We start from the raw sequence: 26,022 nt of genomic DNA, 5'->3' as shown, positions 1-26,022 counted from the left end.
CGCGCGGGATCGACCGATACCTCCGTCCCTTATTAGAACCGTGCAAGGGAAACACGGACCGCTCCGCCTCCGGCTTGCCCGCGGGGACAGGCAAGCCGGAGATGAGGGAGTGCGTTTAGAGCCTGTGGCCGGCTCTTTGGTTCAATCCGCCTGCTTGCGCAGGAACGCCGGGATGTCGAAGTGATCCATGCCCGAGCTTTCCAGCGCGCGGACCTGGGCAGACGCCTGGCTGCGCGGATTGCGCATGACCGACGGCATGTCCAGATTGCGGTAATCGCCACCTTGGCCGGCCGGCATCGTGCCCATGGGCATGTTGTCGGTACCGGTGCGGAGCACTTCAGCGGTGTTCTGAACCAGTTGCGGACGCGCTTGCGCACGGCCCAGGCCGGTTGCAACCACGGTCACGCGCAGGTTTTCACCCATCGTTTCGTCGTAGGCGGTGCCGAAGATCACGGTCGCGTCGTCCGAAGCGTAGCTGCGGATCGTTTCCATGATTTCGCGCGTTTCGCGCATCTTCAGCGAGCGGCTGGCGGTGATGTTGACCAGCACGCCGCGAGCGCCGTTCAGGTCCACACCTTCCAGCAGCGGGCAAGCGATGGCGTGCTCGGCGGCGACGCGAGCGCGGTCAGCGCCCGATGCCGATGCCGTGCCCATCATGGCCTGGCCTTGCTCACCCATGATCGTCTTGACGTCTTCAAAGTCGACGTTGACGTTGCCTTCGACGTTGATGATTTCGGCGATGCCCGCGCACGCGTTGTGCAGGATATCGTCGGCCGAACGGAAGCAGTCTTCCTGCGTCGCGTCCTCGTCCATCAGTTCATAGAGGTTCTCGTTGAGCACCACGATGAGCGAATGCACGTGCTTGGCCAATTCCGAGATACCGTCCTCGGCCATCTTCAGGCGCTTGTTGCCTTCAAAGGTGAAGGGCTTGGTGACCACGCCTACGGTCAGAATGCCCAGTTCCTTCGCCACCTCGGCCACGACCGGACCTGCGCCGGTGCCGGTGCCACCGCCCATGCCGGCGGTGATGAAGACCATGTGCGCGCCATTCAGCGCGGCACGGATCTCCTCGCGCGCGGTTTCAGCCGACGCACGTCCCTGCTCGGGCTTGGCGCCCGCACCCAGGCCGGTACGGCCCAGACGAATCTGCACCGGGGCATTGGTTGCCGCCAGCGCTTGCGCATCGGTGTTTGCGCAGATGAAATCCACGCCATGCACGCCGTTGCGAATCATGTGCGCGACGGCATTGCCGCCCGCACCACCCACACCAACGACCTTGATTACGGTCCCTTTGGTGTTGTTCTCAAGCATCTCAAAGTTCATCATGATGACTCCCTCACAAGTCCGATTTTGCAAATCACAAAAATTCCCCAACAGCCTATCTTTTGTGAATCGCCTCAAAGCCGATGCCGACTACATAGGTCCGCCACGGGTTTGAGACGCCTCCTCTTTCTGGCGCCCCCCGCAATACCGCCGCGAGTCACGCCAAGGAGCAGGCCCCAACCTGCACCCTTTAATTCATAAACCATTCCTTCATGCGCGCCAGCAGGCTCTTGAAATTGCCTGTCTGGGCCGCGACCTTGCGGCCACGTACGCGCTGCATACGCGCTTCCTGCAACAAGCCCATCACCGTCGAGAAGCGCGGATTGCGCATCACGTCGGCCAGGCTGCCTTCGTATTCGGGAACCGCCACGCGCACCGGCTTGAGGAACACGTCCTCGGCCAGTTCGATCATGCCGGGCAACTGCGCTGACCCGCCCGTCAGGACCACGCCCGAGGCCAGCAGATCTTCGTAGCCGGAATCGCGCACGACCTGCTGCACCAGCGTGAACAGTTCTTCCACGCGCGGCTCGATCACGGCGCCGAGCGCTTGGCGCTTGACCTGACGCGGGCCGCGGTCGCCCAGGCCCGGCACTTCCACGGACTCGTCCGGGCTGGCCAGCACCTGCTTGGCCACGCCGTAGCGCAGCTTGATTTCTTCGGCATCCGGCGTCGGCGTGCGCAGCATGGCCGCGATGTCGTTGGTGATCTGGTCGCCGGCGATCGGCAGCACCGCCGTGTGGCGGATCGCGCCGCCGGTGAAGATGGCGACATCGGTCGTGCCGCCGCCGATGTCGACCAGCACGACGCCGAGTTCTTTCTCGTCGGCAGTCAGCACGGCCAGGCTGGAGGCCAGCGGCTGCAGGATCAGGTCCTGCACTTCCAGGCCGCAGCGGCGTACGCACTTGACGATGTTCTGCGCGGCGCTGACCGCGCCCGTCACGATGTGCACGCGCACTTCCAGGCGCAGGCCGCTCATGCCGATGGGTTCGCGGATGTCTTCCTGGCCGTCGACGATGAATTCCTGGGTCAGCACATGCAGCACTTGCTGATCCGTCGGGATGTTCACCGCCTTGGCGGTCTCGATGACGCGGGCAACGTCGGTGGCGGTGACTTCCTTGTCCTTCACAGCGACCATGCCGCTGGAGTTGAAGCTGCGGATATGGCTGCCGGCAATGCCGGTATAGACGTCGCGAATCTTGCAATCTGCCATCAGCTCGGCTTCTTCAAGCGCGCGCTGAATCGAATTCACAGTGGTCTCGATGTTGACGACCACGCCCTTGCGCATGCCGCGCGATTCATGCTGGCCAAGGCCAAGCACTTCGAATCGCCCTTCGGGCAAAATTTCAGCCACCACAGCCACCACCTTGCTGGTGCCGATATCGAGGGCGACGATAAGGTCCTTGATGTCACGGGTCATGGCGTTAGCGTTTCTTGGGAGGTTTCGGTGTGGATTTGGATTTGGCTTCCGACGCGGGCAACGGGGCCAGCGCCAGGGCGAAACCATTGGGATAGCGCAGGTCGGCCTGCGTGATGGTGCGCCCTTCCAGGCGCCCCGACACGGCGGGCCACGCCTGCACAAAGCGTTGAATGCGAGCCGCGAACGGCAGTGCGCCGGGCAAGCCGTGCGGATCCGGCGCATCGGCGCCCGGATCGCGGCCCAGGTCCAGCATCATGCCGTTGGACAGCACCACGCGCCAGGCGTAGCGCGGGCTCAGTTCCAACTGTTTGACATGCATGTCCAGCGGCGCGAACCAGCGCGCCAGCTCGGCGTAGCGCTGCACGACCAGCGACTCGGTGCCCTCGGGCCCGGAGAACTGCGGCAGCACGGTTTCGTCGTCCACCTCGCCCGTGTTCGCCGTGAACGCTTCGCCCCAGGTGTTGATCATCTGGTTCTCGTTCCACAGCGCCAGGGGCTGCTGTTCCTCGATCTGCACGCGCAGCACGTTGGGCCAGATCCGGCGCACGGTCGCATGGCGCACCCACGGCACCGACTCGAAGAGCTCGCGCGCATCGTCCAGGTCCACCGTGAAGAAGTTGCCCTTGAAGCGGCCGGCGATCGCCGATCGCACCGCCCCCGGCGACACGTAATGCAGCTCGGTGTCCGGCATGGACTCCAGCTCGATCGCCGACAGCGTGAAGAACGGGCGTTGCACCACCCACACCACGCCCGCCAGGAGCATGGCGCAAACCGCCAGCACGGCTAGCGTGTTGGCGATCAGGTTGGTAGTGCGAGCGTCGTTCCACACGGATTATCCAGGTCAAGCGTTACGGGAGACGCCGTGCACTTTGCACGAGGCCTCGGACAGAATCGCCACGCACAGGTCGGCGTAGCTGATCCCCACGGCCTTCGCAGCCATGGGCACCAAAGAGTGGCTGGTCATGCCAGGCGAGGTATTCAGTTCAAGCAGCCAGGGACGGTTGTCGCGATCCAGCATGAAGTCGGCGCGGCCCCAGCCTTCGCAGCCCAGCGCCCGATAGGCCTTGACCGCGATGGCCGACACGTCTTCGGCCACTTCGGGCGGCAGGTTGGCCGGGCAGAAATACTGCGTGTCGTCCGAGAAATACTTGTGTTCGTAGTCGTAGTTGCCGCCCGGCGCCGCGATCTCGATCACCGGCAGCGCGCGCGCGCCCTTGCCGGAACCCAGCACCGCCACGGTCAATTCCCGGCCGGTGATGAACTGCTCGGCCAGCACTTCGCTGTCGTAGCGGGCGGCCGCGGCGTAGGCTTCCTTCATGTCCGAATAGCCCACCACCTTGGTGATGCCCACGGTCGAACCTTCATGCGGCGGTTTGATGATCAGCGGCAGGCTCAGGCGGTCGGGGACCAGGCGCAGTTCCGTGTCGGCGTCCAGCACTTCGAAGTCAGGCGTAGGCAGGCCATGCTGCAGCAACACGCGCTTGGTCATGGTCTTGTCCATGGCCAGCGCCGAGGCCATCGGGCCGCTGCCGGTGTAAGGGATGCCCAGCAGTTCCAGGGCGCCCTGGATCGTGCCGTCTTCGCCATAGCGGCCATGCAGGGCGATGAACACCCGGTCGAAGCCTTCAGCGGCCAGCTCGGCCAGGCTGCGTTCGCCCGTGTCGAACAGGTGCGCGTCCACGCCGGCGCTGGCCAGCGCCTGCTGCACGCCCTTGCCGGACATCAGCGACACTTCGCGCTCGGCGGAACGGCCGCCGTACAACACACCTACTTTGCCGAATTGCGTGCTCATGCCAGTTCTCCCACTTGGGCCGGGACTTTGCTGATCGACCCCGCGCCCATCACAATCACCACGTCGCCGTTGCGCACGAAGTCCACCACGGCCTGCGGCAGTTCAGCCACGTCTTCGACGAAGACCGGTTCGACCTTGCCGGCCACGCGCAAGGCACGCGACAGGGCGCGGCCGTCGGCCGCCACCAGGGGCGGTTCGCCTGCGGCATAGACCTCGGTCAGCAGCACGGCGTCGGCCGTGCCCAGCACCCGTACGAAATCTTCAAAGCAATCCCGCGTCCGCGTGTAGCGGTGCGGCTGGAACGCCAGCACGATGCGGCGGTCGGGCCATGCGCCGCGCGCGGCAGCCAGCGTCGCGGCCATTTCGACCGGGTGATGGCCGTAGTCGTCGATCACGGTGAACGTGCCGCCGCCATGATTGGCCGGCACGGGGAATTCGCCTGTTTGCGTGAAGCGGCGGCCCACGCCCTTGAATGCGGACAAGGCGTCGCAGATCGCCTCGTCGGACACGCCCAGCTCGGTCGCCACGGCAATCGCGGCCAGCGCGTTGCGGACGTTGTGCAGGCCCGGCAGATTCAGTTCCACCTGCAACGGCGGCAGCAGCGTTTCGCGGTGCGTGCGCTGCACGTTGAAACGCATGCGCGTGCCATCCGGCTGCACTTCATAGGCGCGCACCTGCGCGTCTTCGTTCAAACCGTAGGTCGTGATGGGACGCGACACGAACGGCATGATCTCGCGCACGTTGGCGTCGTCCGAGCACAGCACGGCGCTGCCGTAGAACGGCAGGCGCTGCGTGAATTCGATGAACGCGCTCTTCAAGCGCGCCACATCGTGCCCGTAGGTGTCCATGTGGTCGGCGTCGATGTTGGTCACGATGGCCATCACCGGCAGCAGGTTCAGGAACGACGCGTCGGACTCGTCGGCTTCCACCACGATGTAGTCGCCCTGCCCCAACCGCGCATTCGCGCCGGCCGAATTCAGGCGGCCGCCGATCACGAAGGTGGGGTCCAGGTCGCCGGCGGCCAGCACGCTGGCCACCAGGCTGGTCGTCGTCGTCTTGCCGTGCGTGCCGGCTACGGCGATGCCGCGCTTCAGGCGCATCAGTTCGGCCAGCATGATGGCGCGCGGCACCACCGGAATACGCGAGGCGCGCGCCGCGATCACTTCGGGGTTGTCGCCGGCCACGGCCGTGGACGTCACGATGGCGCCTGCCCCCGTGACATTGCTGGCCACGTGGCCGATCGCGATCTTCACGCCCAGGCTTGCCAGGCGACGCGTCACGGCCGACTCGTTCAGGTCGGAACCGCTGATCGTGTAGCCCAGGTTGAGCAGCACTTCGGCAATGCCGCTCATGCCCGAGCCGCCGATGCCTACGAAATGGATATGTTGAATTCTGTGTTTCATGATGAACGCCCCGCTGCTTGTTCACAGACGTCGGCGATATGAGCCGCCGCTTCCGGGTGCGCATGGGCGCGGGCCCGGATGGCAACGGCTTCCAGTTCTTGTCGGGAACGCTGGGCGAGCCAGTCCGCCAGCCACTCGGGCGTCAAGGCGGACTGCGGCTGCAGCCAAGCGGCCTGCGCGTCGCTCAAAAAGCGCGCGTTGGCAGTCTGATGGTCATCGATGGCATGCGGGAACGGCACGAACAGCGCCGCGACACCCGCCGCGGCCACTTCGGACACCGTCATGGCGCCGGCGCGGCAGATCAGCAGATCCGCATCACCCATGGCGCCCGCCATGTCATCGATGAATGCGCGGCAGTCGGCCTGCACGCCCGCTTGGGCGTAGGCCTGCTGCAGCGCGGGCAAATGTTGTTCGCCGGCCTGGTGAATGACCACCGGGCGGCTGTCTTGCGGCAAGCGCGCCAGCGCCTGCGGAACCGTCGTGTTCAAGGCTTGCGCGCCCAGGCTGCCGCCCACGATCAGCACGCGCAGCGGGCCGGTGCGGCCAGCATAGCGCACGGCCGGGTCTGGCAAGTCGCACAGGTCCGCGCGCACGGGATTGCCCATGGCTTCGCCCTTGGGCAGGACGCCGGGGAATCCGCTCAGCACGCGGCGCGACATCTTGGCCAGGCACTTGTTCGCGGTGCCGGCCACGGCATTTTGTTCGTGCACGACCAGCGGCGTGCCGCGCAGCGCGGCGATCACGCCGCCCGGGAAGGCTACGTAGCCGCCCATGCCCAGCACGACGTCCGGACGTACGTCCGACAAGCGCGACCAGGCTTGCGCGAAGGCGCGCAGCAGCAGGAACGGCAGCTTCAGCAGCGCCGAGGCGCCTTTGCCGCGCACGCCCTGGAACCGCAGCGGCACCAGCTCGATGCCGCGTGGCGGCACCAGCTTGCCTTCCATCTTGTCCGGGTTGCCCAGCCACAACACGCGCCAGCCACGCTCGCGCAGCACATCGGCCACGGCCAGGCCGGGCATGATGTGCCCGCCGGTCCCGCCGGCCATGATCAGGATGGTGCGGGCGGCGGTCATACCCGTCCCCCACGCATCATCACGCGGTTTTCCACATCGACCCGAATCAGCATGGCCAGGGCGCACAGATTCATCACCACACCGGAACCGCCGTAGCTCATCAGCGGCAGGGTCAGACCCTTGGTGGGCAGCAGGCCAAGGCACACGCCCATGTTGATAAAGGACTGCACGCCGAACCACATCGCCACGCCATGCGCCACCAGCCCCGCGAACGTGCGTTCCATAGCGATGGCCTGACGGCCGATATCAAAACCGCGATAGATGATGATGGCGAACAACGTAATCACCGCCATCACGCCCACAAAGCCCAGTTCTTCGCCCACCACCGCCATCAGGAAGTCGGTGTGCGCTTCAGGCAGGTAATGCAGCTTTTCAACGCTGGCGCCCAGGCCCACGCCGAACCATTCACCACGGCCCAAGGCAATCAGCGAGTGTGACAACTGATAGGCGCTGCCGTAGGCGTTGTCTTCGTTCCAGGGATCCAGATAGGCGAACAGGCGCGCCCGACGCCACGGCGACAGCCAGATCAGCATCAGGAAGGTGCCGACCAGCACGGCCAGCAGGCTGCTGAAGTACTTGCCGTTGATACCGCCCAGGAACAGGATGCCGATGGCGATCGCCACGATCACCATGAAGGCGCCCAAGTCGGGCTCCAGCAGCAGCAGCATGCCCACGCCGGCCAGCGCGAAAGCCATCGGCAGGAAGCCCCGGGCGAACGCCTGCATGTGTTCCTGCTTGCGCACGGTGTAGTCGGCAGCGTAGAGCAACGCGGCCAGCTTCATCAATTCGGACGGCTGGAAGTTCAAGGGACCCAAGGGAATCCAGCGGTGGGCACCATTGACCTCACGGCCGATGCCGGGAACCAGCACCGCGACCAGCAGGATCATCGCCACCACGAATAGCGGCACCGCCATGCGCTGCCAGACGCGGATCGGGATCGCCAGCACTACGGCGCCGGCAAGCAGCCCGGCGCTGACGAACAGGCCGTGGCGGATCACGAAGTAGTAGCGCCCGTAGGACGCGTAACGCGGGCCGTCGGCCAGCGCGATCGACGCCGAATACACCATCAGCAAGCCAAGCAGCAACAACGTCGACGCCGCGATGACCAGCGGCAGATCGAAGTTGCGCATTTTGGTACGGCCGGGCCGTACGGCATTGACGCTGGCGGTGAGATCGGCGATCAGGCTCATGCCACCTCTCCCCGGTCGCGGGCCAGGTCTTCGACCTCTTCCACGAAAACCTGCCCGCGGTGCGGGTAGTTGCGGAACATGTCCAGGCTGGCGCAGGCGGGCGACAGCAGCACGGCGTCGCCGGGCTGCGCCAGTTCCGCAGCGCCGCGCACGGCGTCATGCAGCGAATCGACGGTGATGCAGTTGACGCCGGTCGGTGCCAGCACGCGGCCGATCTCGGGCCCGTCCACGCCGATCAGCATCACGGCGCGCGCGTGGCGCGACACCACCGGAATCAACGGCGAGAAGTCCTGGCCCTTGCCCTGGCCGCCGGCGATCAGCACCACGGGTTGGCCCAGGCCTTCCAGCGCGGCGACGGTGGCGCCCACGTTGGTGCCCTTGCTGTCATTGATGTAGTCGACGCCGCCGATCTGGCGCACGAACGCCGCGCGATGCGGTTCGCCGGCGTATTCGCGCAGCGTGCGCAGCATGGCGCCCCAACCCAGATCCAGGCAGCGCGCCAGCTGCAACGCGGCCAGCGCATTCAAGGCGTTGTGGATGCCGCGGATGCGCAAGGCGTCCACGGGCATCAGGCGGCTCATGCGGCCGTTGGCGCGCACCGGTTCGGGCGCGTCCTTCTTCCTACGCACGGGCGGCGCGGGCTCATCGAAATCGACGGGTTCAGCGGCGACCAGCCAGGCCACACCCTGCCCCAGTTCCAACCCCATGTCACCAACCAGTTCCGGCATGTCGCGGCCGAAGCTGCGCACGTTCAGGGCATTCACGGTCTGCACCATGCGCACGGTCAGCGGGTCGTCGCGGTTGACGATGGCGACACGCGCCATCTTCAAGAGGCGCGCCTTGGCCTCGGCATACGCCTCCATGCCGCCATGCCAGTCCAGGTGGTCCTGCGTGACGTTCAACACCACGGCCGCATCCGCCATCAGCGAGCGCGTCGTTTCCAGCTGGAAGCTGGACAACTCCAACACCCAGACCTGCGGCAGCGCGTCGTTGTCCAGCGCGTCGATCAGCGCCGTCAACGCGGCGGGGCTGATATTGCCGGCCGCCACGACCGACAGGCCGCTGGCGTCGATCAGGTCGCGCGTCAGCGCGGTCACGGTGGTCTTGCCGTTGGTGCCCGTCACCGCCAGCAGGCGGGGACGGTACTCGCGCGTCTCGGCCAGGTCGGCCAGCGCGCGTGCAAACAATTCGATTTCGCCGACCACTTCGATGCCGCGGGCCTCGGCCTCGCGCAGCAGGTCGGCGGCAGGCGGCAGGGTCGGCGCCAGGCCGGGGCTCAGCACAACCTGGTTCACGCCATCCAGCAGCGCCGTATCGAAGGACACGTCGCAACCCAGGCGGTATTCCACATCGCTTTGCGCCAGCGCATCGCGCAGCGCCGCCAATCCGCCCGGCTCGGCGCGCGTGTCGGCCACGCGCAAGCGGGCGCCCAGGCGGGCGCACCAGCGAGCGGCGGCGACACCCGTCTCGCCCAATCCGAGGATCAGGACGAGCTGCGCGTCAGCGCGGGAGGTTTCCATCGTATTCATCGCAACTTCAGCGTAGAGAGGCCAATCAGCACCAGCATCATGCTGATGATCCAGAAACGCACGACCACCTGGGTTTCTTTCCAGCCACCCACTTCAAAGTGATGATGCAACGGCGCCATGCGGAATATGCGTCTACCTGTGCCATAACGTCGCTTCGTGTACTTGAACCAGGTCACCTGGATCATCACCGACAGCGTTTCCACCACGAACACGCCGCCCATGATGAACAGCACGATTTCCTGGCGCACGATCACCGCGATGGTGCCCAGCGCGCCGCCGAGCGCCAGCGCGCCGACGTCGCCCATGAACACCTGGGCCGGATACGCGTTGAACCATAAAAAGGCCAGTCCCGCGCCCCCGATCGCCGCGCAAAGCACCATCAATTCCGAGGCGCCGGGAATATACGGGAACAGCAGGTACTTGGAATAGTCCACGCGGCCGACCACGTAGGCGAAGATGCCCAGCGCGCTGCCCACCATCACGGTGGGCATGATGGCCAGGCCGTCGAGGCCGTCGGTCAGGTTCACGGCGTTGCTGGTGCCCACGATCACGGCCCAGGTCAGCGCCACGAAGCCCAGCACGCCCAGCGGATAGCTCACCGATTTGAAGAACGGCACGATCAAGTCGGCGCGCGTCGGCAACGCCATCGTGAAGCCGCTGCCGACCCAGGCCTTGAAGAGCGGCCACAGTTCGGTGTTGGCCGGCGCCGACACGGCGAACGCCAGGTACACGGCGGCGATCATGCCGATGGTGGCCTGCCAGAAGAATTTCTGACGCGCGGGCATGCCTTCCGGATCGCGATAGACGACCTTGCGGTAATCGTCGCGCCAGCCGATCCAGCCGAAGCCGAACGTCACCAGCAGCACCACCCACACGAAGCGGTTGGTCCAGTCCGCCCACAGCAAGGTGCTGATGGCGATGGAAATCAGGATCAGCACGCCGCCCATCGTGGGGGTGCCCGTCTTGACCAGATGCGATTCCGGGCCGTACGAACGCACGGCCTGGCCGATCTTCATCTCGGTCAACTTGCGGATCACACGCGGACCGGCGACGAGACCGATCAGCAACGCCGTCGCGCACGCCAGCACGGCGCGCAAAGTGATGTACTCAAACACGCCCAGCGCGCGCACATCATCGGAAAGCAGACGGGCGATCTCAAGCAGCATGGTGCTCTCCCTGCCCCTTGGCCGCCTGTCCGTCATTCAAAGAAAAAGCCGTCACAACCCGCTCCATGCGCATAAAACGCGATCCCTTTACCAATACGCAGGACGCGCGCAAACCGCGCAAGGCGGCAACCACTTCGTCTACCGATGCGCAGGCGTGCGCGCCAGCTCCGAACGCGGCCGCGGCCGCCCGGCTGGCTTCGCCTAGCGTGATCAACGCGTCAAGCCCTTGCTCGCGCGCGTAAATGCCCGCCTCGGCATGCAAGGCGGGACCGTTGTCCCCGATTTCACCCATGTCGCCCAACACCAGGACACGCTTGCCGGCCATGCGGCCCAGCACGTCGATGGCCACACGAACCGAATCGGGGTTGGCATTGTAGGTGTCATCGATGAGCAACGTTCCGTCACTCATTTGCTTGTGCTGCATGCGGCCCGCGACGGGGACAAAGCCCGCCAGGGCGCGCACCGCGCTGTCCAGTGGCACGCCCGCCGCGATGGCGCTGGCGATCGCGGCCAACGCATTGCGCAGGTTGTGTAAACCGGGCACCGGCAGCACCAGATCCGCCGATCCGACAGGCGTCACCACGCGGCAGCGCGTGGCGCTCACGTCCGCAAGAATGTGTTCCGCGTAGACGTCCAGGCCAGGCTGCAAACCAAAGCGCAGGACGCGGCGCGGCTCGGCCAGCGCGTCCCAGATCGCGCAATACGGTTCGTCGCCCGGATACACGGCAATGCCGTCGTCCGGCAGCGCCGCGATCGCGGCGCCGTTCTCGTGCGCCACCGCTTCGACGGTGTGCATGAATTCCTGATGCTCGCGCTGGGCGTTGGTCACCAGCGTGACGGTCGGCGCGGCCATGGCGGCCAGTTGCGCGATCTCGCCCGGGTGATTCATCCCCAATTCGAAAACCGCCGCGCGATGCTCGGGGCGCAGACGCAGCAGGGTCAGCGGCACGCCGATATCGTTGTTCAGATTGCCGGCGGTGGCCAGCCGGCCTGCTTCGCCGCGCCACTCGGCCAGCATGGCCGAGATCATTTCCTTGGTGGTCGTCTTGCCGTTGCTGCCGGTCACTGCCACAACGGGCAATGAGAACTGCGAACGCCACGCCGCGCCGATGCGCATCAGCGCGACGCGGGTGTCGCCCAGCACCAGCTGCGGCAGCTTGGCGTCGCTGACGGGATGCGCGACCACAGCCGCGCAAGCGCCACGGCCTTCGGCCTGGTCCAGATAGTTGTGCGCGTCGAAGTTTTCACCGACCAGCGCCACGAACAGTTCGCCCGTATCGATGCGGCGGGTGTCGGTGGACACGCCCTTGACCTGCGGCAGCAGCATCGCCAGACGCGCCCATTCACGGTCGTCGAAAGGCAGTTTTTCGCCCCCGACATCCTGATAGGTCTCGTGCCCCTTGCCGGCCAGCAACACCACGTCTTCGGGCAACGCGGCCCAGATGGTCTGCATGATGGCGCGTGCGCGGTCGACCTGCACGTCGGCATGCGCCGCTTCCGGGATGCCGGCCAGAATCTGTTGAACGATCGCTTCGGGCGATTCCGTACGCGGATTGTCGCTGGACACCACCACGTGATCGGCCAGTTCCGCAGCAATTCGGCCCATTTCGGGGCGCTTGCCCGGATCGCGTTCGCCGCCGCAGCCAAACAGGCAGATCAGGCGGCCCGAGCGGGCAACGGCCACGGCGCGCAATGCGGTCAAGGCGCGCGACAAGGCATCCGGCGTGTGCGCGTAATCCACAACCACCAACGGGCTGCGGCCGGCATGGGCCTGCGTCGTGACCGGCACCGATTCCACGGTCTGCAAGCGGCCGTCCACAGGGTCGGTCGCAGCCAACTCACGCGCGATCTGCGCAAAAGGCAGGCCCAGCTTGTACAGCACGCCAGCCACCAGCAGCAGGTTCGACACGTTGTGCGCCCCCAGCAGACGCGTCACGATCTGGGCTTCGCCATGCGGCGACACCAGCGTGAAGATCTGGCCTTGGGACGTGGCTTGAAGATCTCGCGCACGCATCGCGGCCGGGATCTCGGGCGAATCGCTCAGGCTGTAGCCCATTGCGCCCGTGCCCGCAGGCAGGCTGGCGATCAGGCGGCGTCCGGCGGCGTCATCGGCATTGACGATGGCGGCGGTCAGGCCCGGCCAGCGGAACAGGCGGGCCTTGGCGGCCTCGTAGTGTTCCATCGTGCCGTGGTAATCCAGATGGTCGCGCGTCAGGTTCGTGAAGGCGGCCAGCGCGATGCGCACGCCGTCCAGACGGCCTTGCTCGATGCCGATCGACGACGCTTCCATGGCCACGGCTTTGGCGCCGGCGTCGCGCATGGCGGCCAGCGTGCGGTGCACGGTCAGGACGTCGGGCGTCGTCAGGTCGCCGCCCAGCGTGCGGCCGTCGGGCAGCACGGCGCCCAGGGTGCCGATGGTGCCGCAAGGCTTGTCATTGCGGCTCAGCGCATGCGCAATCCATTGCACCGACGAGGTCTTGCCGTTGGTGCCGGTCACCGCCACCACCGCCAACGCGGCGGACGGGCGGCCGTACCAGGTGTCGGCCAGCTCGCCCAGCAAGGCGCGCAGACCGGTCACCGGCAACATGGGCGTGTCGGCCGCCGCGGCCAGGACGGACTCGCTGGCGGGCGCTTCGAACAACACGGCGCTGGCGCCCAGCGCCAACGCCTTATCTATATAGAGACGTCCGTCGCTGGACAGGCCCGGGCAGGCGACGAACACGTCACCCGGCTCGATATCGCGGGAGTCCAACTTCAGGTGCGCCGTCAACGAGACGCGCGCATGCAACCACGCCACGGTTTCGGCAACCGTGGCGACAGGGGAGGAGAGGAAGCCTTTGGCGCTCATCTGCCTGGCTCCTTGAGACCAGCAACAATCGTGGATTCAAAAGGCGCGTCCGGCCGCACCCCCATCAGCCTCAGGCTCCCCCCCACGATATGGGAGAACACGGGCGCGGCGATCGCGCCGCCGTAGTAGCCGCCGACCGTCGGCTCGTCGATGGACACGGCCACCACGATCTTCGGATCGGACACCGGAGCGAAGCCCACGTAGGAGCTCCGATAACGCTGCATGCTGTATTTGCCGTCGACGATCTTGCGCGCGGTACCGCTCTTGCCAGCCACACGGTAGCCCTGCACCTGAGCGGCCTTCGTGCCCTCGGGGCCGGCGGCGGCCTCAAGCATCGCGCGTACCATGGCGGTCGTCTTCGGCGTGTAGATCTTGACGCTGGTGGGGTCGCTGTCGCGCTTGACCAGGGTCAGCGACACCATGTCGCCATTGCGGGCGAAGACGGTGTAGGCGCGCGCCACTTGCAGCAGCGAGACCGACAGGCCGTAGCCGTAGGCCATCGTCGCCTTTTCGATCAGGCGCCAGCGGTCCCACGGGCGCAGGCGGCCCGGCGCAGCGCCGGGAAATCCCACCTGAGGCGCCTGACCCAGGCCCAATTCGGTGAAGCGGTCCCACATTTCGCGGGATTCCAGCTTCTCGGAGATCATCGTCATGCCGATGTTGCTGGACTTGCGCAGCACGCCGGCCACGTCCAGCGTGCCGTTGCGGCTCACGTCGCTGATCGTGCTGCCCTGATACTGGAAACGGCCATTGCCGGTTTCGAACAGCGTCGACGTCGTGATGCGGCCCAGGTCCAGCGCCAGCGCGGCGGTGAACGGCTTCATGATCGAGCCCGGCTCGAAGGTATCGGTAATGGCCTGGTTGCGCAGCTTGGACCCGTGGAAGCTCTCGCGCTTGTTCGGGTCGAAGGTCGGCACGTTGGCCAGCGCCAGGATTTCGCCCGTCTGTACGTCCACAACCACGGCGGTGGCGCCCTTGGCTTGGTGCTTGTCCATGGCGTCCTTCAATTCCTTGAACACCAGGTACTGCAAACGGGTATCGATCGACAGGCGCAAGTCGCGGCCATCGACCGGCAAGGTCACGGCCTGCACGTCTTCAATGACGCGGCCCAGCCGGTCCTTGATGACGCGGCGGCTGCCGGGACGGCCCGACAGCTGCTGGTTGAACGTCAGTTCGACGCCTTCCTGGCCCTGATCTTCGACGCTGTTGAAACCCACCACGTGGGCCATCACGTCGCCGTCGGGGTAGTAGCGGCGCGTCTCGGGCTGCTGGTGCACGCCCGGCATGCCCAACTGTTTGATCTTGTCGGCCACGTCCATCGAGACCTGGCGCTTCAGGTAGACGAAGTTCTTGTCTTCGTCGACCAGGCGGTGGCGCAGGTCGGCCACCGGCGTTTCCAGCAGCTTGGCCAGCGCATCCATCTGCGCGGGCGTGCCCTGCTTGGCGTCTTCGGGAATGGCCCAGATGGCGCGCGCCGGCACACTGGAGGCCAGCACCGCGCCATTGCGGTCCGTGATCTTGCCGCGCGTGGCCGCCAGGGTCAGCGTGCGTTCATAGCGGCGTTCGCCCTGCTGTTGCAGGAACTCCGTCGACAACCCTTGCAGGAACAGTGCGCGGCCAGCCAGCACCGTGAACCCGCCAAACAGCAGGATCAGCACCAGACGCGCGCGCCAGGTGGGCAATTGCCCCCGCAGGACCGGGTTGTCGAAGAAGGGAACGCGTTTCATTTGGCGCCCCCAGCCGTGGAGACGGGCGCTTGATTCAGATACAGCGTGCGGTCCGGAACGATGGGAATCATCTTCAGGCCGTCGCGTGCAATCACATCGACCCGCGCGTTGCGGGCCAGTTCGGCGCGGTCAAGCTGCAGGCGGCGCCAGTTGGTTTCCAGGTCGCGTTCCTGGGCCTGATCACGTCCCAGCTCGACAAAGAGCTGGCGCGACTGATACCGGCTGGTGACCAGGGAAATGGCCGACAGCATCAGTAAAGCCGCAATGATCAGGTTGACACGACCCATTAGCGCCGCCCCCCCTTGCCGCCGCGGCGAGGCGGCGGAGCCAGGTCGCTGCCGGGCAGCGAGCCGATCTTCACGAACGCAAAGCCGCCCTCGGCGGGCAGCGGCGTTTCGGTGCGTTCGGCAACGCGCAGGACAGCGGAGCGGGCGCGGGCATTGGCCGAGACCTCATCGTCTTCAGCCAGGACACGGCCCAGGGAACGCAGGATGGGTTGCGGCATTTCGCTTTCGCGCAGCGGCAGGCGTGCATGCGCGGCGGCCGGACGCGCCGCCGCCGCGATGCACTGCTTGACCATGCGGTCTTCAAGCGAATGAAAGCTGATCACCGCCAACCTCCCCCCCGGGGCAAGCAGGTCTAGAGCTGCCGCGAGGGTGCGCGCGAGCTCTTCGAGTTCCCGATTGATGTAAATCCGTAAAGCTTGAAAGGTGCGTGTGGCCGGATGCTGCCCCTTTTCGCGCGTGCGGACGGCGCTGGCGACGCACTCGGCAAGCTCGAGCGTGGTGCGCAGCGGCCTTGTTGCGCGGCGAGCAGCAATCGCCTTTGCAACCTGAAAAGCAAACCGTTCTTCGCCATAATCCGCTATGACCTCCCGCATCTCATCCACACTGGCTTGCGCCAGCCAATCCGCCACCGTGGGACCACGAGTGGTGTCCATCCGCATATCGAGCGGGCCGTCTCGCATGAACGAGAAACCGCGCTCGGCGTCATCGATCTGAGGCGACGACACGCCCAGATCCAGCATCACGCCATCGACCTTGCCGATGCCGCGCTGCTCCAATTCTTCAGCCATGGTGGCAAAGCCGCCATGAATAACCGTGACCCGAGGGTCCGCCGCCGCCAACGCATTGGCTACCGCGATCGCCTCGGGGTCCTTGTCGAACACCACCAGCCGGGCATCCTTGCCCAAGCGGCCCAGCAGCTCGCGACTGTGCCCGCCGCGGCCAAAAGTGCCGTCGACAAACACGCCGCGTTCCGCCCGCGTAGCCGTATCCGGCTCGGTCTGCGTGTGCGACCGTGTCGCGCCCTTGCCGCCGAAGTCGGGCAGCAATAGTGCGTCCACCGTCGGCTCCAGCAGAACGGGCCGATGTTCGAATTCCATAGATTTTTCAGAACGAAAACTGATTCAACACATCCGGCATACCCTTGGCCAGATCCTCTGCCTCTCGGCTGGCCAGGGTAGCGGCGTCCCACAGCTCGAAGTGCGCGCCCAGACCGAGCAGCATCACATCGCGCGTCATACCGGAAGCGTTGCGCAGTTCAGGCGCGATCAGGACCCGGCCGGAGCCATCCAGTTCCACATCCTGAGCGTTGCCCAGCAACAGCCGCTGCAATGCACGAGCCGTCATGGGAAAAGCGGCGATCTGTTCGCGCTTCTTTTCCCACTCCGGCCGCGGATACACCAGCAAGCAGCCGTCGGGGTGGCGGGTCAGGGTCAGCCGGCCATCGGCCTGCGACATCAGCGCGTCACGATGCCGGGTCGGAATCGAGATCCGTCCCTTGGCATCCAGCGTGAGCGCGCTGCTTCCCTGAAACACCACTTTTACCCCACTTAATTGCACAATTTCCTACTATTTCCCACTCTACGGTATGGCACAGGGGCGGTCAAGCGCGTGGTTGCAATTTTTTCAATCACAACAAGGACTTAGACCAATATGTAAAACTGCAAAAAGAAAAACCCCCTAATAAATCAGGAGGTTGCGGCACACTCTACAAGTCCTTCTTCAGAAGTAGCGCCTAAGGATGACTTTGCATTGTTTTACGAAGGGCCGTTTCGCCCGAACTGACGAGGCTTCCCGCCGGGCCTCCCGCCATGCGCGGCCAAAAAAATTGCGCGTCGGACTTCAGGCGCGACCACGCGCGGCCAGGCTTGGGGCCTGGCCAACTCGCGTGTGGGAAATTAGATGCAGGACGGGTCTATAGGCCGGATTCTGTACACCAGGTTTCCCTGGCGGACGATCATTCCTCTGCGCGGATCATTGCTGAGCCGCTCTAGCCACCTACCCGCATGCTTGGACGGAGCCGCCCTTCGCGACCCGAGGGTCGCACGCATGCCTATTTGATGTTGCTCCGGGTAGAGGTTGCCGCGTTTCACCCTGCGATGCCGCCCTTCGTTGCCGAATGGCGCGATACGGAGATGGCCGTACCTGTGCGTGCAAGCACGCCCGCTTCGCAGTCTCGTCTCTGTGGCCCTATTCCTCAACCGCGCCCGAAGACGCAGCCGGACGGCCGTTAGCCGTTACCCTGCCCTATGGAGTCCGGACCTTCCTCGATGGATTCGCATCCACCGCGATCGCCCGACCCGCCCTGCGGTCCGTATTCTATTACAGGTCACGGCTCCGTCCCCGAAGCAGGTCCCAAGGCGCGGGCCCGCCCGCCCCAAACGAGCTTGCGGGGTTCCTGCGACAATACGCGCTGATCCGCTTAGACGCCGCAAAAACGACTCCATACATGGCCCTCGCTACTCTCATCACTCTTACCGACATCCAGCTGGCCTACGGCCACCATCCGCTGCTGGACCACGCCGACTTCGCCATTCAGGCCGGCGAGCGCATCGGCCTCATCGGCCGCAACGGCGCCGGCAAGTCGTCGCTGCTGAGGTTGCTCGACGGCAGGACGCTGCCTGACGACGGCGATATCGCCCGCAACTCGGGCCTGCGCGTCGCCACGGTCGAACAGGAACCCGAGCTGGACGAGAACGCCACAGTGTTCGATGTCGTCTGCAATGTGGAAGGCGACCACGAAGACTGGCAGCGCCCCTCGCGCGTGCGCGCCATGCTGGAAAAGCTGGGTCTGCCCGCCGATGCGCAGATCGCGGGCTTGTCCGGAGGCACCCGCAAGCGGGTCGCGCTGGCGCGCGCCCTGGTCGAAGAGCCCGATCTGCTGCTGCTGGACGAACCCACCAACCATCTGGACTTCGACGGCATCGCCTGGCTGGAAGAGATGCTGCGCAGCTGGCGCGGCGCCGCGGTCATCATCACCCATGATCGCCGCTTCCTGGACGCCGTCACCACCCGCATCGTCGAACTCGACCGCGGGCGCCTGCTCAGCTTCCCCGGCAATTTCTCCCAATGGCAAGAGCGCAAAGCCCAGTGGCTGGAATCCGAGCGCCTGGAACAAGCCCGTTTCGACAAACTGCTGGCGCAAGAGGAAGTCTGGATCCGCAAGGGCGTCGAAGCCCGCCGCACGCGCAATGAAGGCCGGGTCCGTCGCTTGGAAAGCCTGCGCGTCCAGCGCGCCGAACGCCGCGAGCGTATCGGCGACGTATCGCTGGCGCTGGCGGAAGGCCAGCGTTCGGGCAAGCTCGTGGCCGAACTCGAACACGTCGGCAAGACTTTCGGCGACAAGGTCGTGGTGGATGACTACTCCACGACGATCCTGCGCGGCGACCGCATCGGCATCATCGGCCCCAACGGCGCCGGCAAGACCACCCTGCTCAAGCTGATCCTGGGCGAAATGCAGCCGGACACCGGTTCCACGCGCATGGGCACGAACGTGGCGGTGGCGTACTTCGACCAGATGCGCGCACAACTGGATGAAAATGCTTCGCTCGTCGACATCATCAGCCCGGGCAGCGAATGGGTCGAAATCGGCGGCACGCGCAAGCACGTCATGACGTACCTGGGCGACTTCCTGTTCTCGCCCGCCCGCGCCGGCTCTCCCGTGCGCAGCCTGTCCGGCGGCGAGCGGGCCCGCCTGCTGCTGGCGCGCCTGTTCGCGCGCCCCGCCAACGTGCTGGTGCTGGACGAACCCACCAACGACCTGGACATCGAAACGCTGGAACTGCTGGAAGAGCTGCTTCAGGAATACGCCGGCACCGTGCTGCTCGTCAGCCATGACCGCGCCTTCCTGAACAACGTCGTCACCCAGACCATTGCCTACGAAGGCGACGGCCGCTGGCGCGACTACGTCGGCGGCTACGACGAATGGGTCGCCCAGCGCCCCGCGCCATCCGCCCCGGCAGCCGATGTGGACAGCGCCGCCAAGCCCGTCGACGAAAGCGCCGCGCGCGCCAAGGTCGCCAAGCCCAAACCGGCCAAGGCCACCAAGATGAACGCGTGGGACTTGCGCGAGCTTGAAGGCCTGCCGGACGCCATCGCCGCGCTGGAAGCGCAACAGGCCGAACTCGCCGGCAAGCTGGCCGACGGCAGCCTGTACCGCGATGCGCCCGCCGAGGTCGATCGCATCAACGGCGAACTCGCCAAACTGGAAAGCGAACTCGAAGAACGATTCGCCCGCTGGGAACTGCTGGAAGCACGCCGCGACGGCACGCTCTGACGTCCCTATCTATATATATAGATAGCCGTCATCCAAACGGCAAACAAAACGGGGGAGTGGCGCACAGCCGCTCCCCCGTTTCTCATTCGTCGCCGCGCGCCCTATCAGGGCCCGCGCCCGCTGCTCAGACCTTCGCGCGCCAGGCCAACGCTTCACCTGCCGCCAGCGGCACCAAGGTCGTATTGCCGAACTCCAGCTCGTCGGGAACCTGATACGTCTCGCGCACCAGCGTCAGGGTGCCGGTATTGCGCGGCAGGCCGTAGAAGTCGGGGCCGTGGAAGCTGGCAAAAGCCTCCAGCTTGTCCAGCTTGCCCGCGGCCTCAAAGGCCGTAGCGTACAGCTCCATCGCGTGCAGCGCGGTGTAGCAGCCGGCACAGCCGCACGCGTGTTCCTTCAAGCCTCGCGCGTGCGGCGCGCTGTCCGTGCCCAGGAAGAAACGCGGGCTGCCGCTGGTGGCAGCCTCGACCAGGGCCAGACGATGCGTCTCGCGCTTCAAGATCGGCAAGCAGTACAGATGCGGCCGCACGCCGCCCTGGAAGATCGCGTTGCGGTTGTACAGCATGTGTTGCGGCGTGATCGTCGCGGCGATCGGCCCTTCGGCGTCCCGCACATACTCGGCGCCTTCCTTCGTCGTGATGTGCTCGAACACCACCTTCAGGGCCGGAAACGCGCGGCGCAGCGGCTTCATCACGCGCTCGACGAAAATCGCCTCGCGGTCGAACACGTCAATCGCCGGGTCGGTCACTTCGCCGTGCACCAGCAGCGGCATGCCGCATTTTTCCAGCGCTTCCAGCGCCTTCGCACACTTGCCCAGCAAATCGGTCACGCCCGCATCCGAGTTGGTCGTGGCGCCCGCCGGGTACAACTTCACGGCATAGACCTGGCCCGACTCGTGCGCGCGGAAGATCTCTTCCGCCGACGTGTTGTCGGTCAGATATAGCGTCATCAGCGGCGTGAACGCTTCCGGATTTCCGCCAGCCTTGCCCAGCGCCTCCAGGATGCGGCCGCGATAGGCCAGCGCCTGTTCGGTGGTGGTCACCGGCGGCTTCAGGTTCGGCATGATGATGGCGCGCGCGAACTGGCGGGCGGTATCAGCCACCACGGCTTCCAGCGCCGCGCCATCGCGCAGGTGCAGGTGCCAGTCGTCGGGGCGGGTGATGGTGAGCTGATTCGTGTTTGGAGTAGACATGGAAGGCTTCTTAATCTGCCAGCGGCATGCCCCGTTCAGCCAGCGCGCAGAACATCGCGCTGCCCAGGGGAATGACGGCATCGTTGAAATCAAAATGCGAGTTATGCAGCACGCAGCCCGACTCGGCGCCGCCTTGGCCCAGCCGGAAGTACGCGCCGGGCTTGCTCTGCAACATGAAGGAAAAATCCTCGGAACCCATCGACGGCACCAGATCGCGCACCACGTTTTCCTTGCCGATCATCTCGGTCGCGATGTCGGCCACCAGGTTGGCGTGCTGCGGCGTGTTCAGTGTTGCCGGATAGATGCGCTCGTAAATCAGTTCGGCCGTGCCGCCGAATGCGCTGGCGATCGCGGTGACCAGTTCGCGCATGCGCGTCTCGACCATTTCCTGGACCGATTTGCGGAACGTGCGCACCGTGCCCACCAGCTTGGCTTCGCGCGGGATCACGCTCATGGCGCCCGGATGCCCCGCCTGCATGGACCCGATCGACACGACCGCGGAATCCAGCGGGTTCACGTTGCGCGACACGATGGTCTGCAATGCCGTAATGATCTGCCCCGCGATCGTCACTGGATCAATCGTCTGGTAAGGGTGCGCGCCATGGCCGCCGCGGCCCGTGATCTGGATCTCGAAGCGGTCCGCCGCCGCCATCATCGGCCCGGGGTTGATGCCGATCGTGCCAGGCCGCAGGCCCGGCCAATTATGCAGCGCGTAGATCGCGTCACACGGAAACGTGTCGAACAAGCCGTCCTCAAGCATGGCGCGCGCACCGCCCCGGCCCTCTTCGGCCGGCTGGAAAATCAGCACGGCCGTGCCGTCGAAATTGCGCGTTTGCGCCAGGTACTTCGCCGCCCCGATCAACACCGCGGTGTGGCCGTCATGACCGCAACCGTGCATCAGGCCCGGCTTGGTGGACTTGTGGCCGAAGTCGTTATCCTCGGTCATGGGCAAGGCGTCCATGTCGGCGCGCAGCCCGATCATGCGCCCGCTGTCGCAGCGCTTGCCGCGAATCACGCCCACCACGCCGGTCTTGCCGATGCCGCGATGCACCTCGATGCCCAGCGCCTCAAGCGCGCCGGCCACAATCCCGGAGGTCCGGACTTCCTCGAAGCCCAATTCAGGATGCGCATGCAAATCGCGCCGCAGCGCCGTCAATTCGTCATGAAATAGGCGAATTGATTCCAAAGGAGATCGTGCGTACATAGGAGGTTACAGAATGACGTGGTAGGGGGGACAGTCTGCGCATTTTAGTTGCTACAGAGGATAAATGCCTTTGTCTTTACGAGAGAGACACGTTATGCTCCGGCCGCAGGACAATTTTTCCAACAGCCAGAGAAGGAGCGCCGCATTATGGCCACAACCTCCAAACCCGCGACCGCGCGCAAGCCGAACGCTGCATTCATGAAGCCCCTGACCCCCAGCGCCGAATTGGCCGCTGTCATCGGCTCGGAAGCCGTGCCGCGTACCGAGGTCACCAAGAAGATCTGGGAATACATCAAGAAGCACAACCTGCAAGATGCCAGCAACAAGCGCAACATCAACGCCGATGCCAAGCTGCGTCCGATCTTTGGCAAAGATCAGGTCACAATGTTCGAACTGACCAAACTGGTCAACGCACATCTGAAGTAAGCAGGCAAAGGGCGTACCCCGTACGTCCCTGCCTCTTGGATTGTCGCGACGCCCTGGCTCACGCCGGGCTAGCACACCCTCCTCTCGCGCAAGCTCCATTTCCCGCGCGACACTCTGCTCCACATTCTGTGGACACGCCACACTCCCTCACTGGTTCCTGTCGATCCCATTTCGCTGATCGCTAGGCTTGGCGCGCCTCTTCGAGCAACCAGCTTCGAAATGCAGCCACCTCCGGACGTTGCGCGGACGAGCGCGCATACACGATCCAATAGCTGTAATCGTTCGGTAAAGCGTGCTCAAACAGTCGCACCAGACGCCCCTTTCGCAAGTCATCCGCTGCCAGCACCAGGCGCCCCAACGCGACGCCTTGTCCCTCGATCGCAGCCTGCAATACCAACGCCGCATCGTTGAAGACAAGACCTTGCGAAAGGTCCAATGCCACGCCGGTATGCTGGCACCACTGCTGCCACGCCGCGCGCGGCTGATCATGCAATAGCGCCACGCGCTTCAAATCCTCCGGCCGCTTAAGCGCAGGCGGCCCGGCAGCCAACGCAGGGCTGCAGACCGGGCTCAAGAACTCGCGTGCAATCAGGTCCGCCTTGAGGCCAGGCCAACGCCCCAATCCCGAACGGATGCCGATGTCGAACGCGTCATCGCCGCTCCACAGCTGCACCGAGCTCGTCACCCTCAATTCCACGTCGGGATGCCTGGCACGAAAAGCCGGCAAGCGCGGCAACAACCATCTCGACGCAAAGGAAGGCAGCACCGAGATCCGCAAAGGCCCCTCTTGCTTGTCGCGCACGCGCTCGGTTGCCGCCGCCATCTGATCAAACACTTGCGACAGTTCGGCCAGATAGGCCGTGCCTTTTTGCGTGAGGCTCAACGCATGGCCTCGGCGCGTGAACATGGGATGACCCAGCCAGTGCTCCAACTGCCGCACCTGATGGCTGATCGCCGCCTGCGTGACGCAGAGCTCAGCTGCGGCCAGCGTAAAGCTCATATGCCGCGCAGCGGCCTCAAAGGCGCGCAACGCGCCCAACGGTGGCAGACGGCGCATGTTCTCGATTAGTTCGGTTTATCGAAGAGATGAGAATAGATCGTTTGGCCCCGCCCCGGAAGCGCTATCTACTACGACCTCGCCCGCTCACGGAAACCCCGGGGGATTGGCGGCAACCACATTCAAAGGAAGCGGTAATGATTGGATGGGAAAGTTGGATCGTTTTCCTGGGGTACGCCATTCCCATGATCATCAGTCCCGGGCCGGGCAACACCCTCTTGGCCACCGCCGGCGGCCGCTACGGGATCAAGGGCTCGGTGCCATTCTGGATCGGCTTCGAAGCCGGCAACCTGGCGCTCTGCGCGCTCTACGGGTTTGGCTTGGGCGGCACGCTGCACGAGTACCCGCAACTCCACACCGTCCTGAAATGGGCGGGCGCCGCCTATCTGCTTTATCTCGCCTGGGGCTTCTTCCGCGCATCCGTGGCGCCCGACCCTACGACGCGGCCGCAGAAAGCAATGGGCTTTTGGGACGGTTTCATCTGCGTCGCGTTGAACCCCAAAATCCACTCAATGATCGTGGTCATGTTCGCGCAATTCCTAACCCCTGGCGCCAGCCTCACCACCCAGGTGACGCAGTTAAGCGCCGCCTTCGTTGTCCTGGGCCTGTTCTGCCACTTCCCCTGGATCTATGGCGGCCAGATCATCCTTGGACGGTTCAATACGCCCCGTGCCGTACGCATCCAGGCCGCGGTCTTCGGCGCCTCGATGCTTGCTGTCGCGGCCTATGTGGTCCTGTCTTAGGTATCTGTCCTTGGCACCGCATCAAACGCCCATGAAAAAGGCCGGCGATCTCGCCGGCCTTTCTTGTTGCTGTTGCCCGAATTGCTTTCAGGTCACGCGTAGGTGGTGGGCGCCGCCCCTTCCAGCAACGCCAGCCAGCCCTTGATCAGGCGATACAGCACCCACACGACGGTTGCGATCAGGCCGATCCAGCCAATGAAGATGTAGACGGCGATACCGCTGATGGCCAACCACAACATTGCCCACCAGAACGTGCGCAGCATCCAGTCGAAGTGGGCAGCGTAAACCGTGCCGGCCGCATCCGAGCGCTTCAGATACATCAGCACAACGGCGGCTAATGTCGCGATGCCCAGAATTCCACTCGTTAGAAAGCCCAAGGCAAACAAGCCGTAAGCCACGTGGGTCAACGTGCGCAGGTCCAACTTCGTACCGGGCACGGGGGTCTGGGTATCACTCACGATAACGCTCCAACGAATTGACTCGGTCAATCTTACCGCACAAAGCCCCCCCGCCCACGGGCGTTGTTATTTGTGCACATTCAGCATTGGCGCGGCTTGCAGCCTGATTGACGACCTGCAAAGCGCTTCGATTTGGACGAGCTTTCGCCAGCCATTCAGGCTGCCCTCGCCCAAAGACAAAGCCCCGCCGGGAACCGGCGGGGCTTTGAGGGATAAGAGCTTGACGATGACCTACTTTCACAGACGTCCGTCCACTATCATCGGCGCGAAGGCGTTTCACTGTCCTGTTCGGGATGGGAAGGAGTGGTACCACCTTGCTATGGTCGTCAAGCGTAACTGCTTGAGCGGCTGCCTGAAACTTCAACCGCTCGAATCTTGGCGTACTTCTTGGGTCTTGCTGAGTCTTGTTGGGTCTTGCCCAGGTACTGCAGTGGATCCCGCTCTACGCATGTGGCAACCAACAATGCCGCTTTCAATACGCAGGGGTTCTCACTCTACAAAGACAAAACCCCACAGGATTACCTGTGGGGTTTTGCGGAATAAAAGCCTGACGATGACCTACTTTCACAGACGTCCGTCCACTATCATCGGCGCGAAGGCGTTTCACTGTCCTGTTCGGGATGGGAAGGAGTGGTACCACCTTGCTATGGTCGTCAGGCGTAACTGGTTGAGCGGCTGCGGTTTAGGCAACTGCTCCAATCTTGGAAGAAACACAACGTGTGGCGATCAGAGACTAGCTCGATGATCACGCACAGGGGGATGTAATTGGTGTTGGCTGGCTGCTGACGGTGCAGCCAGATTTTGTATTGAACGACACTTGGAACGCTATATCACCAGGTCATAACCATCAGTGTTATAGGATCAAGCCTCACGAGCAATTAGTATCGGTTAGCTTAACGCATTACTGCGCTTCCACA

Annotated in this window: 21 protein-coding genes, 2 rRNA genes and 1 other RNA gene; 3 read left to right on the top strand and 21 right to left on the bottom strand. The window is 64.7% G+C overall.

The annotated features are described in order from the left end of the window. Window positions 1-141: 141 nt before the first annotated feature. The 15 genes from ftsZ to rnpB form a co-directional block, all read right to left on the bottom strand. Window positions 142-1,326 (bottom strand): cell division protein FtsZ, encoded by a 1,185-nt coding sequence (ftsZ, locus tag AC3WMU_RS19085; protein WP_035213763.1) that lies wholly within the window; start codon window positions 1,324-1,326, stop codon window positions 142-144. 187 nt (window positions 1,327-1,513) lie between these two features. After that, entirely contained in the window at window positions 1,514-2,740 is a 1,227-nt protein-coding gene (ftsA, locus tag AC3WMU_RS19080) for a cell division protein FtsA (RefSeq protein ID WP_006217473.1), read from the bottom strand. A gap of 4 nt (window positions 2,741-2,744) precedes the next feature. Then, complete coding sequence (locus tag AC3WMU_RS19075; RefSeq protein WP_006226267.1) at window positions 2,745-3,569, bottom strand: cell division protein FtsQ/DivIB; 825 nt, start codon at window positions 3,567-3,569, stop codon at window positions 2,745-2,747. Between the two features lie 12 nt (window positions 3,570-3,581). After that, entirely contained in the window at window positions 3,582-4,532 is a 951-nt protein-coding gene (locus AC3WMU_RS19070) for a D-alanine--D-alanine ligase (protein ID WP_315844803.1), read from the bottom strand. Then, window positions 4,529-5,935: a UDP-N-acetylmuramate--L-alanine ligase gene (murC, locus tag AC3WMU_RS19065; RefSeq protein ID WP_492282825.1), complete on the bottom strand. Its 1,407-nt coding sequence runs from the start codon at window positions 5,933-5,935 to the stop codon at window positions 4,529-4,531. The genes AC3WMU_RS19070 and murC overlap by 4 nt, the downstream gene beginning before the upstream one ends. Beyond that, the gene (gene murG, locus AC3WMU_RS19060; protein WP_006226264.1) at window positions 5,932-7,008 is read right to left on the bottom strand and encodes an undecaprenyldiphospho-muramoylpentapeptide beta-N-acetylglucosaminyltransferase; all 1,077 of its coding nucleotides are present in this window, start codon (window positions 7,006-7,008) and stop codon (window positions 5,932-5,934) included. Before murG ends, murC begins: the two co-directional genes overlap by 4 nt. Beyond that, window positions 7,005-8,198 carry a putative lipid II flippase FtsW gene (gene ftsW / locus AC3WMU_RS19055; RefSeq protein ID WP_088587621.1) on the bottom strand — a complete coding sequence of 398 codons (1,194 nt, stop codon included), beginning with the start codon at window positions 8,196-8,198 and terminating at the stop codon, window positions 7,005-7,007. The genes murG and ftsW overlap by 4 nt, the downstream gene beginning before the upstream one ends. Continuing rightward, on the bottom strand, window positions 8,195-9,727 hold the full coding sequence (gene murD, locus AC3WMU_RS19050) for a UDP-N-acetylmuramoyl-L-alanine--D-glutamate ligase (RefSeq protein WP_492282824.1): 1,533 nt from the start codon (window positions 9,725-9,727) through the stop codon (window positions 8,195-8,197). Before murD ends, ftsW begins: the two co-directional genes overlap by 4 nt. After that, entirely contained in the window at window positions 9,724-10,893 is a 1,170-nt protein-coding gene (gene mraY, locus AC3WMU_RS19045) for a phospho-N-acetylmuramoyl-pentapeptide-transferase (protein ID WP_006226261.1), read from the bottom strand. Before mraY ends, murD begins: the two co-directional genes overlap by 4 nt. After that, complete coding sequence (gene murF / locus AC3WMU_RS19040) at window positions 10,883-13,741, bottom strand: bifunctional UDP-N-acetylmuramoyl-L-alanyl-D-glutamate--2,6-diaminopimelate ligase MurE/UDP-N-acetylmuramoyl-tripeptide--D-alanyl-D-alanine ligase MurF (RefSeq protein WP_492282823.1); 2,859 nt, start codon at window positions 13,739-13,741, stop codon at window positions 10,883-10,885. Before murF ends, mraY begins: the two co-directional genes overlap by 11 nt. Beyond that, complete coding sequence (locus AC3WMU_RS19035) at window positions 13,738-15,468, bottom strand: peptidoglycan D,D-transpeptidase FtsI family protein (RefSeq protein ID WP_006226259.1); 1,731 nt, start codon at window positions 15,466-15,468, stop codon at window positions 13,738-13,740. Before AC3WMU_RS19035 ends, murF begins: the two co-directional genes overlap by 4 nt. Beyond that, window positions 15,465-15,755, bottom strand: coding sequence for a cell division protein FtsL (ftsL, locus tag AC3WMU_RS19030; protein WP_006226258.1), 291 nt, complete (start codon window positions 15,753-15,755; stop codon window positions 15,465-15,467). The genes AC3WMU_RS19035 and ftsL overlap by 4 nt, the downstream gene beginning before the upstream one ends. Then, the gene (gene rsmH, locus AC3WMU_RS19025; RefSeq protein WP_006226257.1) at window positions 15,755-16,852 is read right to left on the bottom strand and encodes a 16S rRNA (cytosine(1402)-N(4))-methyltransferase RsmH; all 1,098 of its coding nucleotides are present in this window, start codon (window positions 16,850-16,852) and stop codon (window positions 15,755-15,757) included. Before rsmH ends, ftsL begins: the two co-directional genes overlap by 1 nt. Before the next feature lie 7 nt (window positions 16,853-16,859). After that, a complete protein-coding gene (gene mraZ, locus AC3WMU_RS19020) occupies window positions 16,860-17,288 on the bottom strand; it encodes a division/cell wall cluster transcriptional repressor MraZ (RefSeq protein WP_006226256.1) in 429 nt (142 codons plus the stop codon). A 366-nt stretch (window positions 17,289-17,654) separates the two neighbouring features. After that, window positions 17,655-18,059: RNase P RNA component class A (gene rnpB, locus AC3WMU_RS19015), an RNA gene on the bottom strand. 142 nt (window positions 18,060-18,201) lie between these two features. Here rnpB and AC3WMU_RS19010 point away from each other — a divergent pair. Further along, window positions 18,202-20,028 (top strand): ATP-binding cassette domain-containing protein, encoded by a 1,827-nt coding sequence (locus AC3WMU_RS19010; protein ID WP_006226255.1) that lies wholly within the window; start codon window positions 18,202-18,204, stop codon window positions 20,026-20,028. Between the two features lie 124 nt (window positions 20,029-20,152). Here the strand turns inward: AC3WMU_RS19010 and pyrC are convergent, their stop codons facing one another. Together pyrC and AC3WMU_RS19000 are read right to left on the bottom strand one after the other, a co-directional pair. Beyond that, the gene (gene pyrC, locus AC3WMU_RS19005) at window positions 20,153-21,232 is read right to left on the bottom strand and encodes a dihydroorotase (RefSeq protein ID WP_085946965.1); all 1,080 of its coding nucleotides are present in this window, start codon (window positions 21,230-21,232) and stop codon (window positions 20,153-20,155) included. Then, window positions 21,228-22,421: a M20 aminoacylase family protein gene (locus AC3WMU_RS19000; RefSeq protein ID WP_006226253.1), complete on the bottom strand. Its 1,194-nt coding sequence runs from the start codon at window positions 22,419-22,421 to the stop codon at window positions 21,228-21,230. The genes pyrC and AC3WMU_RS19000 overlap by 5 nt, the downstream gene beginning before the upstream one ends. Before the next feature lie 147 nt (window positions 22,422-22,568). Here AC3WMU_RS19000 and AC3WMU_RS18995 point away from each other — a divergent pair, with 147 nt between their 5' ends. Further along, window positions 22,569-22,847 carry an SWIB/MDM2 domain-containing protein gene (locus AC3WMU_RS18995; RefSeq protein ID WP_006217453.1) on the top strand — a complete coding sequence of 93 codons (279 nt, stop codon included), beginning with the start codon at window positions 22,569-22,571 and terminating at the stop codon, window positions 22,845-22,847. Between the two features lie 181 nt (window positions 22,848-23,028). On the opposite strand, the gene gcvA is transcribed toward AC3WMU_RS18995, so the two are convergent. Further along, window positions 23,029-23,904 (bottom strand): transcriptional regulator GcvA, encoded by an 876-nt coding sequence (gcvA, locus tag AC3WMU_RS18990; protein WP_492282822.1) that lies wholly within the window; start codon window positions 23,902-23,904, stop codon window positions 23,029-23,031. A gap of 137 nt (window positions 23,905-24,041) precedes the next feature. Between gcvA and AC3WMU_RS18985 the strand changes: the two genes are divergently transcribed. Continuing rightward, on the top strand, window positions 24,042-24,647 hold the full coding sequence (locus AC3WMU_RS18985; RefSeq protein WP_492282821.1) for a LysE family translocator: 606 nt from the start codon (window positions 24,042-24,044) through the stop codon (window positions 24,645-24,647). A 92-nt stretch (window positions 24,648-24,739) separates the two neighbouring features. Here the strand turns inward: AC3WMU_RS18985 and AC3WMU_RS18980 are convergent, their stop codons facing one another. The 3 genes from AC3WMU_RS18980 to rrf (AC3WMU_RS18970) all read right to left on the bottom strand — a co-directional run bounded on the left by AC3WMU_RS18980 (window position 24,740) and on the right by rrf (AC3WMU_RS18970) (window position 25,763). Continuing rightward, the gene (locus tag AC3WMU_RS18980; protein WP_006226250.1) at window positions 24,740-25,105 is read right to left on the bottom strand and encodes a DUF4870 family protein; all 366 of its coding nucleotides are present in this window, start codon (window positions 25,103-25,105) and stop codon (window positions 24,740-24,742) included. A gap of 218 nt (window positions 25,106-25,323) precedes the next feature. Continuing rightward, a 5S ribosomal RNA gene (gene rrf, locus AC3WMU_RS18975) occupies window positions 25,324-25,436 on the bottom strand. 214 nt (window positions 25,437-25,650) lie between these two features. Continuing rightward, a 5S ribosomal RNA gene (gene rrf / locus AC3WMU_RS18970) occupies window positions 25,651-25,763 on the bottom strand. Between the last annotated feature and the right edge of the window lie 259 nt (window positions 25,764-26,022).

Source organism: Achromobacter sp. FW305-C-13 (assembly GCF_058783475.1).
Note: the sequence above shows the minus strand (reverse complement) of the source record. Positions and strands in the feature narration are given on the sequence as shown.